This is a genomic window from Allobosea sp. BE125, from assembly GCF_031456075.1.
Taxonomy (GTDB): domain Bacteria; phylum Pseudomonadota; class Alphaproteobacteria; order Rhizobiales; family Beijerinckiaceae; genus Allobosea.
In genome coordinates, this window is record NZ_JAVDTY010000016.1 from 125,350 (window position 1) to 139,133 (window position 13,784).

Consider the following 13,784-nt stretch of genomic DNA (forward strand, 5'->3'; position numbering starts at 1 on the left):
ACTTCACCCCTGCACGGCGGCGGGGTCCATCCACATCAACTCCCAGACATGGCCGTCGAGGTCCTGGAAGCCGTGGCCATACATGAAGCCGTAATCCTGCGGCTCCTTATAGGTCGTGCCGCCGGCCGCCAGGGCTGCCTTGACCATGGCGTCGACATCAGCCCGACTGTCGCGGGAGAGGCAGGTCAGCACCTCGACCGCCTGGCGCGTATCGGCGATTGGCCTGGGCGAGAAGCTGAGGAATTTCTCATGGGTCAGCAGCATCGCGAAGATGGTGTCGCTGATCACCATGCAGGTCGCGGTCTCATCGGTGAATTGCGGATTGAACGAGAAACCGAGCGCCGTGAAGAAGGCGACCGAGGCGTCGAGATCCTTCACGGGCAGGTTGACGAAGATCATCTGGGGCATGGCGTTTCCTTCCTTTTCTGGTTTCCGGCCCGGCGTGAGGTTAGCATGGTGGCGCCGAGCGGTTCTTCGGTGCGCTCTTATACGAAACCGCTGTAGAAAGACGCAGTCATGACCCTGCTTTCTGCCACCGACGCCATCCTCGTCGTCATCGATTTCCAGGCGCGCCTGATGCCGGCGATCCATGACGGCGCGTGCTTGGTCGCGAATGCCAGGCGCCTGGTCGACGCTGCCGGGCTCCTTGCGGTGCCGGTGCTGATGACCGAGCAGAATCCGGCCGGGCTCGGCGGCACGGTGCCGGAGCTGGCGGGCGCCGGCCCCGTGATCGCCAAGATGAGCTTCGATTCCTGCGCCGAGCCTGCCTTCCTCGAGGCGCTTGCCGGCGACATGCAGCTCGTCATTTGCGGCTGCGAGGCACATGTCTGCGTCGGCCAGACCGTTTTGAGCCTGCTCGAGCATCGCCGCCGCGTCGCCGTGGTGCAGGATGCGATCGGTTCGCGCGCGCCTGAATCCAAGGAGGTCGCCATCGCGCGCATGGCGCGCCATGGCGCCGAGATCGTCACCACCGAAATGGTGGTGTTCGAATGGCTCAGGACCGCGGCCCATCCGCGTTTTCGCGCGGCGGCGAAGCTGATCCGCTGAAGCGGAGGCGCGCTGGGCATTGTCCCGGTTTCACCATCTTGTCAGTTTACTCAAGGAGCCAAGCGCGATCCCAGAGCGTTTTCGAGCGAAGTGGATACGGTTCGCGTGAAGAAAACGCGTAAAAATAAGAGATTGGAGCAATTGAACGATCCAACGGGATCGGGCGTTGTTCCAGCTTCTGCCTGACGAAGGAGACGCCCCATGTTGCGCCGTTCCTTTCTCCAGCTCGGCCTCGCCGGGTTTGCCGCCCCTGCCTTGATCGGCCGGACGGCCGCGATCGCAGCCGAGACAACCGAGACGAAATTCGCCGTCACCTATTTCGATATTCCCGCGATCAAGGGCTCCCGCGACGTCACCGATGCCGGCGACGGCACGATCTGGGTCTGCGGCCAGCGCAATGGCACACTCGGGCGTTTCGATCCGCGCTCCGGCCAGCTCAAGGTGGTCGAACTCGGCCGGGGCGCAGCGCCCCATGGCGTCATCCGCGGGCCCGATGGTGCGGCCTGGGTGACGGAGGGCGGCCAGAACGCCATCGCCCGGGTCGACGACAAGACCCACGAGGTCGAGCTTTTCAAGTTGCCGGAAGGCAAGGCGCGGGCAAACCTCAATACCGGCGTCTTCGACAAGAGCGGCATCCTCTGGTTCACCGGCCAGAACGGCATCATCGGCCGCTTCGATCCGAAGACGCGCAAGATGGAGGTCTGGGACGCGCCGCGCGGGCCGGGCGCCTACGGCATCACCCTGACGCCCTCGGGCGAGGTCTGGTACGCCTCGCTCGCCGGCAACCACATCGCCAGGATCGACACCGGCACGGCCCAGGTCACGGTGGTCGAACCGCCGACACCCGGACAGGGCGCGCGCCGCGTCTGGTCGGATTCGAAGAACCGGGTCTGGGTCAGCGAATGGAATTCCGGCAATGTCTCGGCCTATGACACGCTGAGCAAGAGCTGGAAGACCTGGAAACTGCCGGGCGACAAGCCGCGCACCTATTCGGTCTATGTCGACGACGCCGACAAGGTCTGGCTGACCGATTTCAGCGCCAACGCCATCGTGCATTTCGATCCGGTTACCGAGGCTTTCAACAGCTTCCCGAGCGACAAGGCCGGCGCCAATGTCCGCCAGATGGACGGCCGCTCCGGTGAGGCCTGGGGCGGCGAGAGCGGCAATGACCGCCTCGTGCGCATCCAGACGGTGAAGCAGGCGTGAGATCCGCCTCTGCCATCGTGGCGGCCGTGGCGCTCGCACTCTCGGGCGGCGTCGCGGCGGCGCAGGATCTGGCGCGCGGCGAGGCGCTGTTCGAGCCCTGCAAATCCTGCCACAGCCTCGATCCCGCCAAGCAGGGCATGGCCGGGCCGCATCTGGCCGGGCTGAAGGGGCGCGTCGTCGGCTCGGCCGAGGGCTTCGATTATTCGCCCGCCTTCAAGGCGGCGCGCGCCAAGCGCGTCATTTGGGACGAGGCTCGCCTGAACGCCTATCTCGCCGACCCCGACGCGATGTTCAAGGGCGGCTGGATGAGCCCGCAGGGTCTCGACGACGAGACCGACCGGGCAGCCGTCACGGCCTTCCTGATGCGCGGGCGGTGACGGCCGGCAAGGTCGATCAAATCCGCACCGTCATCCTGGACAAGCGGCGAAGCCGCGCACCTCCGGGATCCATCCTAGAGCGCCGAGCCCTCCGATGGATCCCGGGACGACCTTCGGTCGCCCAGGATGACACGGTTGGGAGGGGCATGCCTCGCCAAAATGGTCCCGGCGCCTACAGCGGCCGCCCGATCTTCTTCGCGATCACGCCCACGATGCCCTCGCGGAAGAGCAGCACGCAGACCACGAAGATCACGCCCTGCACCACCGTGACCCAGGCGCCGAGGCTCGCCAGATAGTTCTGCATGGAGACGATGACGAGCGCTCCGACGATCGGCCCGAAGACGGTACCGAGCCCGCCGACCAGCGTCATCAGCACGACCTCGCCCGACATCGACCAGTGCACGTCGGTGAGCGAGGCGAGCTGGAAGACGATCGCCTTGGTCGCACCGGCGAGCCCGGCGAGGGAGGCCGAGAGCACGAAGACGGCGAGCTTGTACTGGTTGGCGCGGTAGCCGAGCGAAATCGCGCGTGGCTCGTTATCGCGGATCGCCTTGCAGACCTGGCCGAAGGGCGAATGGATGATGCGGTAGATCAACAGCAGCCCGGCCATGAAGATGACCGCGACGACGTAGTACAGCGCCCTGTCGCCGGTCAGATCGATCAGACCGAACAGCTTGCCGCGAGGCACCGCCTGGATGCCGTCCTCGCCGCCGGTGAACTTCGGTGCCTGCAGCGAGAAGAAGAACACCATCTGGGCAAGCGCCAGCGTGATCATGGCGAAATAGATGCCTTGCCGGCGGATCGCGAGCGCCCCGAAGGCCAGGCCCAGCACGGCCGAGACCAGCACGCCCGAGATGATGGCGAGTTCCGGCGTCAGGCCCCAGTTCTTGGCGACATAGGCGCAGACATAGCTCGACATGCCGAAATAGGCGGCGTGGCCGAAAGAGAGCAGGCCGCCATAGCCGAGCAGCAGATTGAAGGCGAGCGCAAACAGCGCAAAGCACATGACCTTCATCACGAAGACGGGGTAGGCGAGGTAGGGCGCGACCAGCAGCACCGCGGCAAGGCCGATGAAGATTGCCCGGTGCAACCGCTCGGTGCCCCGGCTTGTCTCGGCCAGTGCAATTGCGCCGGCCGGCGCCTCGACGGAAAGAACGTCAGCCATGGTCACATCCTCGCAGAGTTTGGGAGCGCGGCCATCACGCCGCCCGCCCGAACAGGCCGGCGGGCTTCACCAGCAGCACCAGCACCATGATGATGAAGATGACCGTGGCCGAAGCTTCCGGGTAGAACACCTTGGTCAGGCCCTCGACCAATCCGAGTCCGAAGCCGGTGACGATCGCGCCCATGATCGAACCCATGCCGCCGATCACGACGACGGCGAAGACGACGATGATCAAATCGGCGCCCATATTCGGATTGACCGAATAGATCGGTGCGGCGAGCACGCCGGCAAAGGCTGCGAGCGCGACGCCGAAGCCATAGGTCAGCGTCACCAGGAGCGGCACGTTGATGCCGAAGGCCTGGGTCAGGGTCGGGTTCTCGGTGGCGGCGCGCAGATAGGCGCCGAGCCTGGTCTTCTCGATCATGAACCAGGTCACGAGGCAGACCACGAGCGAGGCGCCCACGACCCAGCCGCGATAGTTGGGCAGGAACATGAAGCCGAGATTCTGCCCGCCCTTGAGCGCGTCGGGGATCTGGTAGGGCAGGCCCGACGAGCCGTAGTTGTTGCGGAACAGGCCCTGGATGATCAGCGCCAGCCCAAAGGTCAGCAAGAGCCCGTAGAGATGGTCTAGATTGGCGAGCCTGGCGATCAGGAAGCGCTCGATCAGCACGCCGAAGACGCCGACGATCAGGGGCGCCAGCAGGAGCGCCGCCCAGTAATTGATGCCGAGATAGTTCAGGCACATCCAGGCGACGAAGGCGCCCATCATGTACTGCGCGCCATGGGCGAAGTTGATGATGTTGAGCAATCCGAAGATCACCGCCAGCCCGAGGCTGAGGATGGCGTAGAACGAGCCGTTGATCAGGCCGAGCAGGACCTGGCCGAACAGCGCTTGTGGCGGGATTCCGAGAAGCTCGAACATTCAGTGGCTCGATCGTTTGGACATCGAAGGTCTTGTCGAGACCTCAGCCGTCATTCCGGGCGGAGCGAAGCAGAGACCCGGAATCCATCGAAGGGAGCGAGAGCTCTAGGATGGATTCCGGATCGGCGCCGTGGAGCTTGTCCTTGGGCCGGCCGAAGGCCGGACCCGAGGGCGGCTTGTCCGGGATGACGCCGAGGGAGCGGAAACCCGGCGGAGCCGGGTTTCCGGAGGCTCACTTCTTCACGAGCGGGCACTCGCTTTCGGAGAGCGGGCGGAAGGCCTTGTCGGCCGGCAGCACGGCAAGCTGCTTGTAGTAGTCCCACGGCCCCTTCGATTCCGACGGCTTCTTGACCTCGAAGAGATACATGTCGTGCATCTTGCGCCCGTCGACGCGCACCGTGCCCTTGCCGAAGAGCGGATCGTCGGTGGGCATCTCCTTCATCTTCGCCATGACGGTGGCGGTGTCCTTGCTTTTGGCTGCCTCGACCGCCTTGAGGTAATGCAGCAGGCCGGAATAGACGCCAGCCTGCACCATGGTCGGCTTCTTGCCGTTGTTGAGCTTGGCGAAGCGCTCCGACCAGGCCCGGGTCTGGTCGTTGGTGTCCCAGTAGAAGGCCTCGGTCAGGACCAGGCCCTGCGCCGTCTGCAGGCCGAGCGCATTCACGTCGGAGGCGAAGACGAGCAGGCCCGCGAGCTTCTGGCCGCCGGCGACGATGCCGAATTCGCCGGCCTGCTTGATCGAGTTGATGGTGTCGCCGCCGGCATTGGCGAGCCCGATGACCTTGGCCTTCGAGGCCTGCGCCTGCAGCAGGAATGAGGAGAAATCCGTGCCCGGGAACGGCGTGCGCACCGCGCCTACCACCTTGCCGCCATTCTTGGTGATGACCTCGCTGGCGTCGCGCTCCAGCGCATGGCCGAAGGCATAATCGGCTGTCAGGAAGAACCAGCTGTCACCGCCGGCCTTGACCATCGCGCCGCCGGTGCCCTGGGCCAGGGCATAGGTGTCGTAGGTCCAGTGGATCGTGTTGGGCGTGCAGGCCTTGCCGGTGAGGTCGGAAGCCGCAGCGCCCGAATTGATGTGGATCTTGTTCTTCTCCTTGGTGATCTGGCTGACAGCCAGCGCCACCGAGGAGGTCGGCACGTCGAGGATCAGGTCGACGCCGTCCTGATCATACCATTGCCTGGCGATGGTCGAGCCGACATCGGGCTTGTTCTGGTGGTCTGCCGAGACGATCTCGACCTTGATGCCCTTCTCGGCGGCCTTGAAATCCTCGACCGCGAGGCGCGCGGCGATGACCGAGCCCTCGCCGGAGAGATCGGCATAGAGGCCGGAACGGTCGTTCAGCACGCCGGCCTTGACGGAGATCTGCTGGGCAAGCGCCGGGCTCGCCATCAGCGTCGCCAGCGCCGTCGTCGCCAGAATGGTCTTGAGTTTCATCATGGTTCTCTCCCTGGAGTGAATGTCGTTTTCGACGTTGTTTTTGTGGTTGAAGTGCCTGGTCTTGGAGGTCCCGGTCCTGGAGTGTGGCTTCAGACTCCGAGATAGCCGTGGAGCTTGTCGATATTGGCGTCGAGCTCGTCATTGGGGATCATGTCGACGACCTTGCCCTGTTCGACGACATAGTGCCGGTCGGCGACGGTGGCGGCGAAACGGAAGTTCTGCTCGACCAGGATGATGGTGAACCCGTCCTGCTTCAGTTTTGCGATGGTGCGCCCGATCTGCTCGATGATGACCGGGGCCAGACCCTCGGTCGGCTCGTCGAGCAGGAGCAGATGGGCGCCGGTGCGCAGGATGCGGCCGATCGCCAGCATCTGCTGCTCGCCGCCCGAGAGCTTCGTGCCCTGGCTCTTCAAGCGCTCCTTGATGTTGGGGAAGAGCGCGAAGATCTGATCGAGCGAGAGCCCGCCCGGCCTGACCTGCGGCGGCAGCATCAGGTTCTCCTCGACGGATAGGCTGGCATAGATGCCGCGCTCCTCCGGCACATAGCCGATGCCGAGCCGGGCGATGGCGCGCGAGGGCAGGGCGATCGTCTCCGTGCCCTCCAGCACGACCGAGCCGCGGCGCTTGCCCATCACGCCCATGATCGATTTCAGCGTCGTCGTCTTGCCGGCGCCGTTGCGGCCGAGCAGCGTCACCACCTCGCCCGGCGCGACGTCGAAATCGATGCCGTGCAGCACATGGCTCTCGCCATACCAGGCTTCGAGCCCGCGCACTTTCAGCAGCGGGGCGGTCTCGGCCGCGGGTTGCCCCGCCACTGTTGCCCTAGTGAGCATGGTCGCCCCCCGAGCCGATATAGGCCTCGATCACGCGCGGATCCTTCGAGACCGCGGCGTAGTCGCCCTCTGCCAGCACCTGCCCGCGCGCCAAAACCGTGATGCGGTCCGAGAGCGAGGCGACGACCGAGAGATTGTGCTCGACCATCAGAATGGTGCGGTTGACCGAGACCTTGCGGATCAGGGCCTCGATGCGCTCGACATCCTCGCGGCCCATGCCGGCCATCGGCTCGTCGAGCAGCAGCATTTCGGGATCGAGCGCCAGCGTCGTGGCGATCTCCAGCGCGCGCTTGCGGCCGTAGCTGAGTTCGGCCGCCGTCAGGCTGGCGAAGGAGCCGAGCCCGACCGCATCGACGAGGCGCATCGCCTCCTCGTCGAGCCCGCGCAGCACCTTCTCCGAGCGCCAGAAATCGAACGAGTCGCCGCGCTTGCGCTGCAGCGCGATGCGCACATTGGTCAGCACGCTGAGCTGCGGGAACACCGCCGAGATCTGGAATGAGCGCACGAGGCCGAGCCGGGCGATCTCGGCCGGCTTTTCGCGCGTGATGTCGCGGCCGTTATAGACGATCGCGCCCTCGGTCGGGCTGAGGAATTTGGTCAGCAGATTGAAGCATGTCGTCTTGCCGGCGCCGTTGGGGCCGATCAGCGCATGAATATGGCCGCGCCGGACCTTGAGGTCGACGCCGCTGACGGCCTTGAAGCCGCCGAAGTCCTTGGTCAGTCCCGCCGTCGACAGAATGATGTCGTCAGCCATGGCGATTGCCAGAGCGTAGCATCGTGTTCTTTCTTCTTGTTACGTTTCCCCTTGCAGTCATGCTGCACTGCGCCGTGAGCGAGTGTCAACGGCGGCTCCTGCCCGTAATTGCGGCGGTTTCGGCGTGAATTACGACGTTTGGCTAAGGCGGGAGATGAAAACCCTCAATCCCGGCCCGTCGGCGCCAGGGCGGCGGCGAAGACCGATGCGAGATCGCGCAGGCGGGCCCCGTAAGTTTCGCACGAGAGTCTGGCGCCGGCCTTCGCGCCGGCCGCGGCTTGCATCAATGTCGCCACGAAGGTGGCCGTCGAAAGCCCGCTGCGCGACAGGCTGATCTCGCCCGCCGCTTCCGCCTTTTCCAGGAGCTCGGTGGCGTGGCGCGTGAAGATGTTCTCGAAAACCTGTACCTCGGCGCTGGCGACGCTCGTCATCACGGCCTTGAGCTCGAGGAGGTGCTCACCCGCGCCGAAACAGGCGTAGCCGGTGCCGAAATGCGCGTCGAGCAGCGCCGCGAGCCGCTCTGGAAATGGAGCCGCCATCGTCATCACGCGCTGACAGCGGGCGTCGACCCGCTGCCCGGTCCGCAGCATCATCGCCCTGAAGACATCGTCCTTGCCCTTGAAATGCAGATAGAGCGTCGCCTTGGCGAGGCCGGCCTCCTTTGCGATGTCGTCCATCGAGGTGCGCTTGAAACCGTATCGCGCGAAACGGCGCAGGGCCGCGTCCGCGATCTGGTCGATACGGGTGGTCGCATCCTCGGCACAAGAATTCGCTCCGGTGCCGGAACTTTCGGTGCTGTCGGCCATTTGCAGTCTTGACAAGATCCAAACTGAGCGCGACTATCCTAACTAGACTGAAAACGTCTAATTAGTCCAGTCGCGCGACCCAGGACTACGGATTGATAGCCCGCTTCTGATATGTCAGATCGGGCCGGCGAGGGCGAGCCTCGATCCGCACCATGGTGCCGCGCTGCGTCATATCAGCATCGGAGGCAGTCATGGCCCATACCTTCAAGGTCAACGGAACGACGCATAGCGTCGATATCGACGACGACACGCCCCTGCTCTGGGCGCTGCGCGACAATCTCGGCCTCACCGGCACCAAATTCGGCTGCGGCGTCGCGCAATGCGGCGCCTGCACCGTCTATCTCGACGGCAAGCCGCTGCGTTCCTGCGTGACGCCGGTCTCCGCCGTGGCCGGCGCCGAAATCACGACGATCGAGGCAATTTCCGGCCGCGAGGCCGAAGCCGTCCAGGCGGCCTGGACCGCCGGCGACGTGCCGCAATGCGGCTATTGCCAGTCGGGCCAGGTGATGAGCGCGGTCGCCCTGCTCAAGGAAAACAAGAAGCCGACCGACCAGGACATCGATCTCGCCATGAACGGCAATATCTGCCGCTGCGCGACCTATGCCCGCATCCGCGCCGCGATCCATAGCGCCGCCCGCTCGCTGGAGGCCTGATCATGACCGCTCACGACATCACTCTCTCGCGCCGCGCGCTCCTGGCCGGGGCCGGCGCTCTCGTCATCGGGCTGCATCTGCCAGAGGTCGCCAGGGCGCAGTCCGCTCGCCCGGCGGGTGGCGCAGCCGTCTTCGCGCCCAACGCCTTCGTCCGCGTCGCCGCCGACGACACGGTCACCGTCCTGATCAAGCATATCGAGTTCGGCCAGGGGCCGTTCACCGGCCTCACCACGCTCGTCGCCGAGGAGATGGACGCCGATTGGGGCCAGATGCGTGCCGAGCATGCGCCGGCCGACGTCAAGCTCTACGCCAACCTCCTCTTCGGCGTGCAGGGCACCGGCGGCTCCTCGGCCATCGCCAATTCCTTCGAGCAGATGCGCAAGGCCGGTGCGACGGCGCGCGCCATGCTGGTGCAGGCGGCGGCGGAGGCCTGGAAGGTCCCGGCTGGCGAGATCGCCGTCGAGGCGGGCGTGCTCAAGCATCCCACCGGCAAGCAGGGCCGCTTCGGTGAATTCGCCGACGCCGCTTCCAAGCTGCCCGTGCCCGAGACCGTGGCGCTGAAGCAGCCGGCGAATTTCCGCCTGATCGGCAGGGAAGGCGCGGTCAAGCGCCTCGACAGCGCCGACAAGGCGCGCGGCAAGGCCCAGTTCACCATCGACATCCATACGCCGGGCATGCTGACGGTCGTCGTCGCCCGCCCGCCGCGCTTCGGCGGCAAGATGGCGAGCTTCGACGCCGCCGAGACGCTGAAGGTCAAGGGTGTGGTCGACGTCAAGCCGATCGGCTCCGGCGTCGCGGTCTATGCCACCGGCATGTGGCCCGCGATCAAGGGACGCGAGGCGCTGAAGGTCACCTGGGACGAGAGCGCCGCCGAAAAGCGCGGCAGCCGCGAGCTCATTGCCGAATACCGGGCGCTCGCGCGCACGCCGGGCACCGTCGTCGGCAAGCATGGCGATGCCGAGGCCGTGCTCGCCAAGGCCGACACGGTGGTCGAGGCCGAGTTCGTCTTCCCCTATCTGGCGCATGCGCCGATGGAGCCGCTCGACGGCTATCTCGAATGGGACGGAACCCAGGCGCTCGCCCGCTTCGGCAGCCAGTTCCAGACGACCGAGCACGCCACCATCGCGGCTGTGCTGGGCTTGCCCCAGGACAAGGTCCGGCTCGAGACCATGCTGGCGGGCGGCTCCTTCGGCCGCCGCGCCCAGGTCAGCCAGCATCTGGCGGCCGAGCTCGCCATGGTCGCCAAGGCGATCGGCCCCAACCGCCCGGTCAAGCTGGTCTGGACGCGCGAGGACGATCTCACCGGCGGCTATTACCGCCCGCTTTTCCTGCACAAGCTGCGCGGCGCGGTGAAGGACGGCAAGATCGCGGCCTGGACCGACAGCATCGTCGGCCAGTCCTTCTTCCTCGGCACGCCCTTCGAGGCGATGGTGGTGAAGAACGGCATCGATTCGACCATGATCGAGGGCGCCAACGAGCTGCCTTACGAGATCGCCGATTTCGCCTGCGAGGTTCACACCGCCAAGGTCGGCGTGCCGACCTTGTGGTGGCGCTCGGTCGGCCACACCCACACCGCCTATGCGGTCGAGTGCTTCGTCGACGAATTGCTGCAGGCGGCGGGGCTGGACCCGGTCGCCGGCCGGCTTGCCATGATGGGCAAGGAGCCGCGCGCGATGGGCGTGCTCAAGGCCGTGGCCGAGCTCGCCAAATGGAATGGGCCCAACACTGTCGAGGGCAGGGCGCGCGGTGTCGCGGTGGTCGAGAGCTTCGGCTCTTTCGTCGCCCAGATCGCCGAGGTCTCGCTCGGGAGCGATGGCGAGCCCAAGGTCCATAAGGTCTGGTGTGCGGTCGATTGCGGCGTTGCGGTCAATCCCGACGTCATCCGCGCTCAGATGGAGGGCGGCATCGGCTTCGGCATCGGTCATGCACTCTATGGCGAGATCACGCTCGACGCCGGCAAGCCGGTGCAGACGAATTTCGACAGCTACCGCTCGCTGCGCATCCACGAGATGCCGGCGGTCGAGGTCATGATCATCGCCTCGACGGAGAAGCCGACCGGCGTCGGCGAGCCCAGCGTACCGCCGATCGGGCCGGCGGTGGCCAATGCCTTGGCGCGATTGGGGCAGGTCCGGCCACGGCAATTGCCGATGGTAGGAGGAACGGTCTGATGCGGCCTCTCCTCCTTGCGAGCGCCGCGGCGCTGGCGCTCGGCCTCGGCGGCACGGCGCTGACCTTCGCACAATCCGCACCGCAGCGTGGCGGCCCGCCCCTGCGGGATGCCGCGAGCTTCTCGAGCATCCCCAACCAGCAGGCGCGCTCGGCTGCGCTGTTCGGCGAGATCGGCAAGGTGCTGACGCATCCGCGCTGCATGAACTGCCATCCGGCGACCGAGCGCCCGCGCCAGACCGATGCGCGCCGCCTGCACCAGCCCGTGGTGGTGCGCGGCAAGGACGGCCATGGCGCGCCGGGCTTGGAATGCACCACTTGCCACGGCAAGCAGAACTACGATCCCGCCCGCGTGCCCGGCGACGGGCACTGGGCGCTCGCTCCGGCTTCGATGGCCTGGGAGGGCAAGACGCTGGGCCAGATCTGCCTGCAGCTCAAGGACCAGAGCCGCAATGGCGGCCGCGACCTGGCGGCGATCGTCAAGCACGTCACCACCGACACGCTGGTGCTCTGGGGCTGGAATCCAGGCCCCGGCCGTGAGCCGGCGCCTGGCACCAACGCCCAGTTCGGCGCGCTGATGCAGGCCTGGGCGGATAGCGGCGCGGCCTGCCCGGCGTCGTAAGGCTGGCAACGCGACGCAGACCCCCCTCGCTTTTGGGTGGGGGGTCTGCGCGCCTTTAGTCTACCTCATGTTGCAACCGCCCCTTGCGCTCGGCTAGTGCTTTAGCAAGCCCTCCGGCCAGTCATTCCAGCGGCAAAGGCAACGCGATGTCGAAGAAGGTTTTTCCTGACGCCAAGGCGGCTCTCGCCGGCGCCATCAAGGACGGCATGACCCTCATGGCCGGCGGCTTCGGCCTTTGCGGCATTCCCGATCTCCTGATCGAGGCGGTGCGCGAGAGCGGCGCCAAGGACCTGACCTTCATCTCCAACAATGCCGGCATCGACGGCGCAGGCCTCGGCATCCTGCTCGAGACCCGGCAGATCAAGAAAATGATCTCGTCTTATGTCGGCGAGAACAAGCTCTTCGCCCAGCAGTTCCTCGCCGGCGAACTCGAGCTCGAATTCACCCCGCAGGGCACGCTGGCCGAGCGCATCCGCGCCGGCGGGGCGGGCATTCCGGCCTTCTTCACCAAGACCGGCGTCGGCACCTTGGTCGCGGAAGGCAAGGAGGAGCGGATTTTCGACGGCGAGCGCTACATCATGGAGCGCGGCCTCTTCGCCGATATCTCGCTGGTCCATGCCTGGAAGGGCGATACCGAAGGCAATCTCGTCTACCGAAAGACGGCCCGCAACTTCAATCCGATGATGGCCTCGGCCTCGCGGCTGACCATCGCACAGGTCGAGCACCTCGTGCCGGCGGGCGAGATCGATCCCGATCACATGCATACGCCGGGCATCTTCGTGAAGCGGATCGTCCACGTCACCAATGCGGCCAAGCGCATCGAGCAGCGCACCACCCGCAAGCGCGCGGCTTAAGGAGTTCGAGACATGCCCTGGACCCGTGAACAGATCGCAGCCCGCGCCGCCAAGGAACTCAAGGACGGCTATTACGTCAATCTCGGCATCGGCATTCCGACGCTGGTCTCGAACTACATCCCCGAGGGGGTTTCGGTTCAGCTCCAGTCCGAGAACGGCATGCTCGGGATGGGCCCCTTCCCCTATGAGGGCGACGAGGATCCCGACCTGATCAACGCCGGCAAGCAGACCATCACCGAACTGCCGACGACGAGCTATTTCTCGTCTGCCGACTCCTTCGGCATGATCCGCGGCGGCCATATCGACCTCTCGATCCTGGGGGCCATGCAGGTCGCCCAGAATGGCGACCTCGCCAATTGGATGATCCCCGGCAAGGTGGTGAAGGGCATGGGCGGCGCCATGGACCTCGTCGCCGGCGTCAAGAAGGTCGTCGTGGTGATGGAGCATGTCGCCAAGAACAAGGACGGCTCGGAATCGGCCAAGCTGCTCAAGGCCTGCGACCTGCCGCTGACCGGGGCTGGCGTGGTCGACATGGTGATCACCGATCTCGGCGTCTTCTCGATCGACGAGAATGGCGGCGGCATGAGCCTGATCGAACTGGCCGAGGGCGTCACGTTGGAGGAGATCACCAGCAAGACGGAAGCGGCGTTCAAGGTGGCGCTGTAGCGTTGAAAATCTGCACCGGCTGTCAGTCGGAGGCGCGGGGAACCCCTCTCCTGTAAGGAGAGGGGCAGGGGTGAGGTGTAGGCCCCTGGACCAGTGGAATGCCAACCTTGCGGCGGAATGCGGTTGGGTTCCGGCCAAAGCGTCAAACGGCCGACCCCTCACCCTGCCCTCTCCCTACGGAGACCTTTGCATAACCGGCAGTGTCGTGATTCCCTTTGGATAAAGGGGATTGATCGCGATGCACCGGGTTTCAGGGCAGCCGAGTTTTCTGG

15 protein-coding genes are annotated in these 13,784 nt (G+C 65.7%); 8 read left to right on the forward strand and 7 right to left on the reverse strand.

What is annotated here, in order from left to right; all coding sequences use genetic code 11:
* Nucleotides 1-3 precede the first annotated feature (3 nt).
* Entirely contained in the window at nucleotides 4-408 is a 405-nt protein-coding gene (locus J2Y55_RS27810; protein ID WP_310159828.1) for a VOC family protein, read from the reverse strand.
* Between the two features lie 108 nt (nucleotides 409-516).
* Here J2Y55_RS27810 and J2Y55_RS27815 point away from each other — a divergent pair, with 108 nt between their 5' ends.
* From J2Y55_RS27815 to J2Y55_RS27825, 3 genes are all read left to right on the forward strand, one after another.
* Nucleotides 517-1,047 carry an isochorismatase family protein gene (locus tag J2Y55_RS27815; protein WP_310159829.1) on the forward strand — a complete coding sequence of 177 codons (531 nt, stop codon included), beginning with the start codon at nucleotides 517-519 and terminating at the stop codon, nucleotides 1,045-1,047.
* A 201-nt stretch (nucleotides 1,048-1,248) separates the two neighbouring features.
* Nucleotides 1,249-2,253, forward strand: a complete 1,005-nt coding sequence (locus J2Y55_RS27820) for a Vgb family protein (RefSeq protein ID WP_310159830.1) — start codon at nucleotides 1,249-1,251, stop codon at nucleotides 2,251-2,253.
* On the forward strand, nucleotides 2,250-2,630 hold the full coding sequence (locus tag J2Y55_RS27825) for a c-type cytochrome (protein ID WP_310159832.1): 381 nt from the start codon (nucleotides 2,250-2,252) through the stop codon (nucleotides 2,628-2,630). The genes J2Y55_RS27820 and J2Y55_RS27825 overlap by 4 nt, the downstream gene beginning before the upstream one ends.
* Before the next feature lie 172 nt (nucleotides 2,631-2,802).
* Here the strand turns inward: J2Y55_RS27825 and J2Y55_RS27830 are convergent, their stop codons facing one another.
* The 6 genes from J2Y55_RS27830 to J2Y55_RS27855 all read right to left on the reverse strand — a co-directional run bounded on the left by J2Y55_RS27830 (nucleotide 2,803) and on the right by J2Y55_RS27855 (nucleotide 8,551).
* A complete protein-coding gene (locus tag J2Y55_RS27830) occupies nucleotides 2,803-3,795 on the reverse strand; it encodes a branched-chain amino acid ABC transporter permease (RefSeq protein WP_310159834.1) in 993 nt (330 codons plus the stop codon).
* Nucleotides 3,796-3,829: 34 nt separating this feature from the next.
* Entirely contained in the window at nucleotides 3,830-4,717 is an 888-nt protein-coding gene (locus J2Y55_RS27835; RefSeq protein ID WP_310159835.1) for a branched-chain amino acid ABC transporter permease, read from the reverse strand.
* 232 nt (nucleotides 4,718-4,949) lie between these two features.
* On the reverse strand, nucleotides 4,950-6,155 hold the full coding sequence (locus J2Y55_RS27840) for an ABC transporter substrate-binding protein (RefSeq protein WP_310159836.1): 1,206 nt from the start codon (nucleotides 6,153-6,155) through the stop codon (nucleotides 4,950-4,952).
* 92 nt (nucleotides 6,156-6,247) lie between these two features.
* Nucleotides 6,248-6,991, reverse strand: a complete 744-nt coding sequence (locus tag J2Y55_RS27845) for an ABC transporter ATP-binding protein (RefSeq protein ID WP_310159838.1) — start codon at nucleotides 6,989-6,991, stop codon at nucleotides 6,248-6,250.
* A complete protein-coding gene (locus tag J2Y55_RS27850) occupies nucleotides 6,981-7,745 on the reverse strand; it encodes an ABC transporter ATP-binding protein (RefSeq protein WP_310159840.1) in 765 nt (254 codons plus the stop codon). The genes J2Y55_RS27845 and J2Y55_RS27850 overlap by 11 nt, the downstream gene beginning before the upstream one ends.
* A 164-nt stretch (nucleotides 7,746-7,909) precedes the next feature.
* Nucleotides 7,910-8,551: a TetR/AcrR family transcriptional regulator gene (locus J2Y55_RS27855; RefSeq protein ID WP_310159841.1), complete on the reverse strand. Its 642-nt coding sequence runs from the start codon at nucleotides 8,549-8,551 to the stop codon at nucleotides 7,910-7,912.
* Between the two features lie 191 nt (nucleotides 8,552-8,742).
* Here J2Y55_RS27855 and J2Y55_RS27860 point away from each other — a divergent pair, with 191 nt between their 5' ends.
* From J2Y55_RS27860 to J2Y55_RS27880, 5 genes are all read left to right on the forward strand, one after another.
* Nucleotides 8,743-9,204: a (2Fe-2S)-binding protein gene (locus tag J2Y55_RS27860; protein WP_310159843.1), complete on the forward strand. Its 462-nt coding sequence runs from the start codon at nucleotides 8,743-8,745 to the stop codon at nucleotides 9,202-9,204.
* A 2-nt stretch (nucleotides 9,205-9,206) separates the two neighbouring features.
* Nucleotides 9,207-11,372: a xanthine dehydrogenase family protein molybdopterin-binding subunit gene (locus J2Y55_RS27865; RefSeq protein WP_310159844.1), complete on the forward strand. Its 2,166-nt coding sequence runs from the start codon at nucleotides 9,207-9,209 to the stop codon at nucleotides 11,370-11,372.
* A complete protein-coding gene (locus J2Y55_RS27870; protein ID WP_310159845.1) occupies nucleotides 11,372-11,992 on the forward strand; it encodes an Isoquinoline 1-oxidoreductase subunit in 621 nt (206 codons plus the stop codon). The genes J2Y55_RS27865 and J2Y55_RS27870 overlap by 1 nt, the downstream gene beginning before the upstream one ends.
* A gap of 146 nt (nucleotides 11,993-12,138) precedes the next feature.
* On the forward strand, nucleotides 12,139-12,846 hold the full coding sequence (locus J2Y55_RS27875; protein ID WP_310159846.1) for a CoA transferase subunit A: 708 nt from the start codon (nucleotides 12,139-12,141) through the stop codon (nucleotides 12,844-12,846).
* 12 nt (nucleotides 12,847-12,858) lie between these two features.
* Nucleotides 12,859-13,512 (forward strand): 3-oxoacid CoA-transferase subunit B, encoded by a 654-nt coding sequence (locus tag J2Y55_RS27880; RefSeq protein WP_310159847.1) that lies wholly within the window; start codon nucleotides 12,859-12,861, stop codon nucleotides 13,510-13,512.
* The last annotated feature ends 272 nt before the right edge of the window (nucleotides 13,513-13,784 follow it).

Bases quoted from the DNA above. Each gene is read 5' to 3' on its own strand.
- J2Y55_RS27810 (WP_310159828.1), bottom strand. From the start codon at position 408: ATGCCCCAGATGATCTTCGTCAACCTGCCCGTGAAGGATCTCGACGCC.
- J2Y55_RS27815 (WP_310159829.1), top strand. From the start codon at position 517: ATGACCCTGCTTTCTGCCACCGACGCCATCCTCGTCGTCATCGATTTC.
- J2Y55_RS27820 (WP_310159830.1), top strand. From the start codon at position 1,249: ATGTTGCGCCGTTCCTTTCTCCAGCTCGGCCTCGCCGGGTTTGCCGCC.
- J2Y55_RS27830 (WP_310159834.1), bottom strand. From the start codon at position 3,795: ATGGCTGACGTTCTTTCCGTCGAGGCGCCGGCCGGCGCAATTGCACTG.
- J2Y55_RS27835 (WP_310159835.1), bottom strand. From the start codon at position 4,717: ATGTTCGAGCTTCTCGGAATCCCGCCACAAGCGCTGTTCGGCCAGGTC.
- J2Y55_RS27840 (WP_310159836.1), bottom strand. From the start codon at position 6,155: ATGAAACTCAAGACCATTCTGGCGACGACGGCGCTGGCGACGCTGATG.
- J2Y55_RS27845 (WP_310159838.1), bottom strand. From the start codon at position 6,991: ATGCTCACTAGGGCAACAGTGGCGGGGCAACCCGCGGCCGAGACCGCC.
- J2Y55_RS27850 (WP_310159840.1), bottom strand. From the start codon at position 7,745: ATGGCTGACGACATCATTCTGTCGACGGCGGGACTGACCAAGGACTTC.
- J2Y55_RS27855 (WP_310159841.1), bottom strand. From the start codon at position 8,551: ATGGCCGACAGCACCGAAAGTTCCGGCACCGGAGCGAATTCTTGTGCC.
- J2Y55_RS27860 (WP_310159843.1), top strand. From the start codon at position 8,743: ATGGCCCATACCTTCAAGGTCAACGGAACGACGCATAGCGTCGATATC.
- J2Y55_RS27865 (WP_310159844.1), top strand. From the start codon at position 9,207: ATGACCGCTCACGACATCACTCTCTCGCGCCGCGCGCTCCTGGCCGGG.
- J2Y55_RS27870 (WP_310159845.1), top strand. From the start codon at position 11,372: ATGCGGCCTCTCCTCCTTGCGAGCGCCGCGGCGCTGGCGCTCGGCCTC.
- J2Y55_RS27875 (WP_310159846.1), top strand. From the start codon at position 12,139: ATGTCGAAGAAGGTTTTTCCTGACGCCAAGGCGGCTCTCGCCGGCGCC.
- J2Y55_RS27880 (WP_310159847.1), top strand. From the start codon at position 12,859: ATGCCCTGGACCCGTGAACAGATCGCAGCCCGCGCCGCCAAGGAACTC.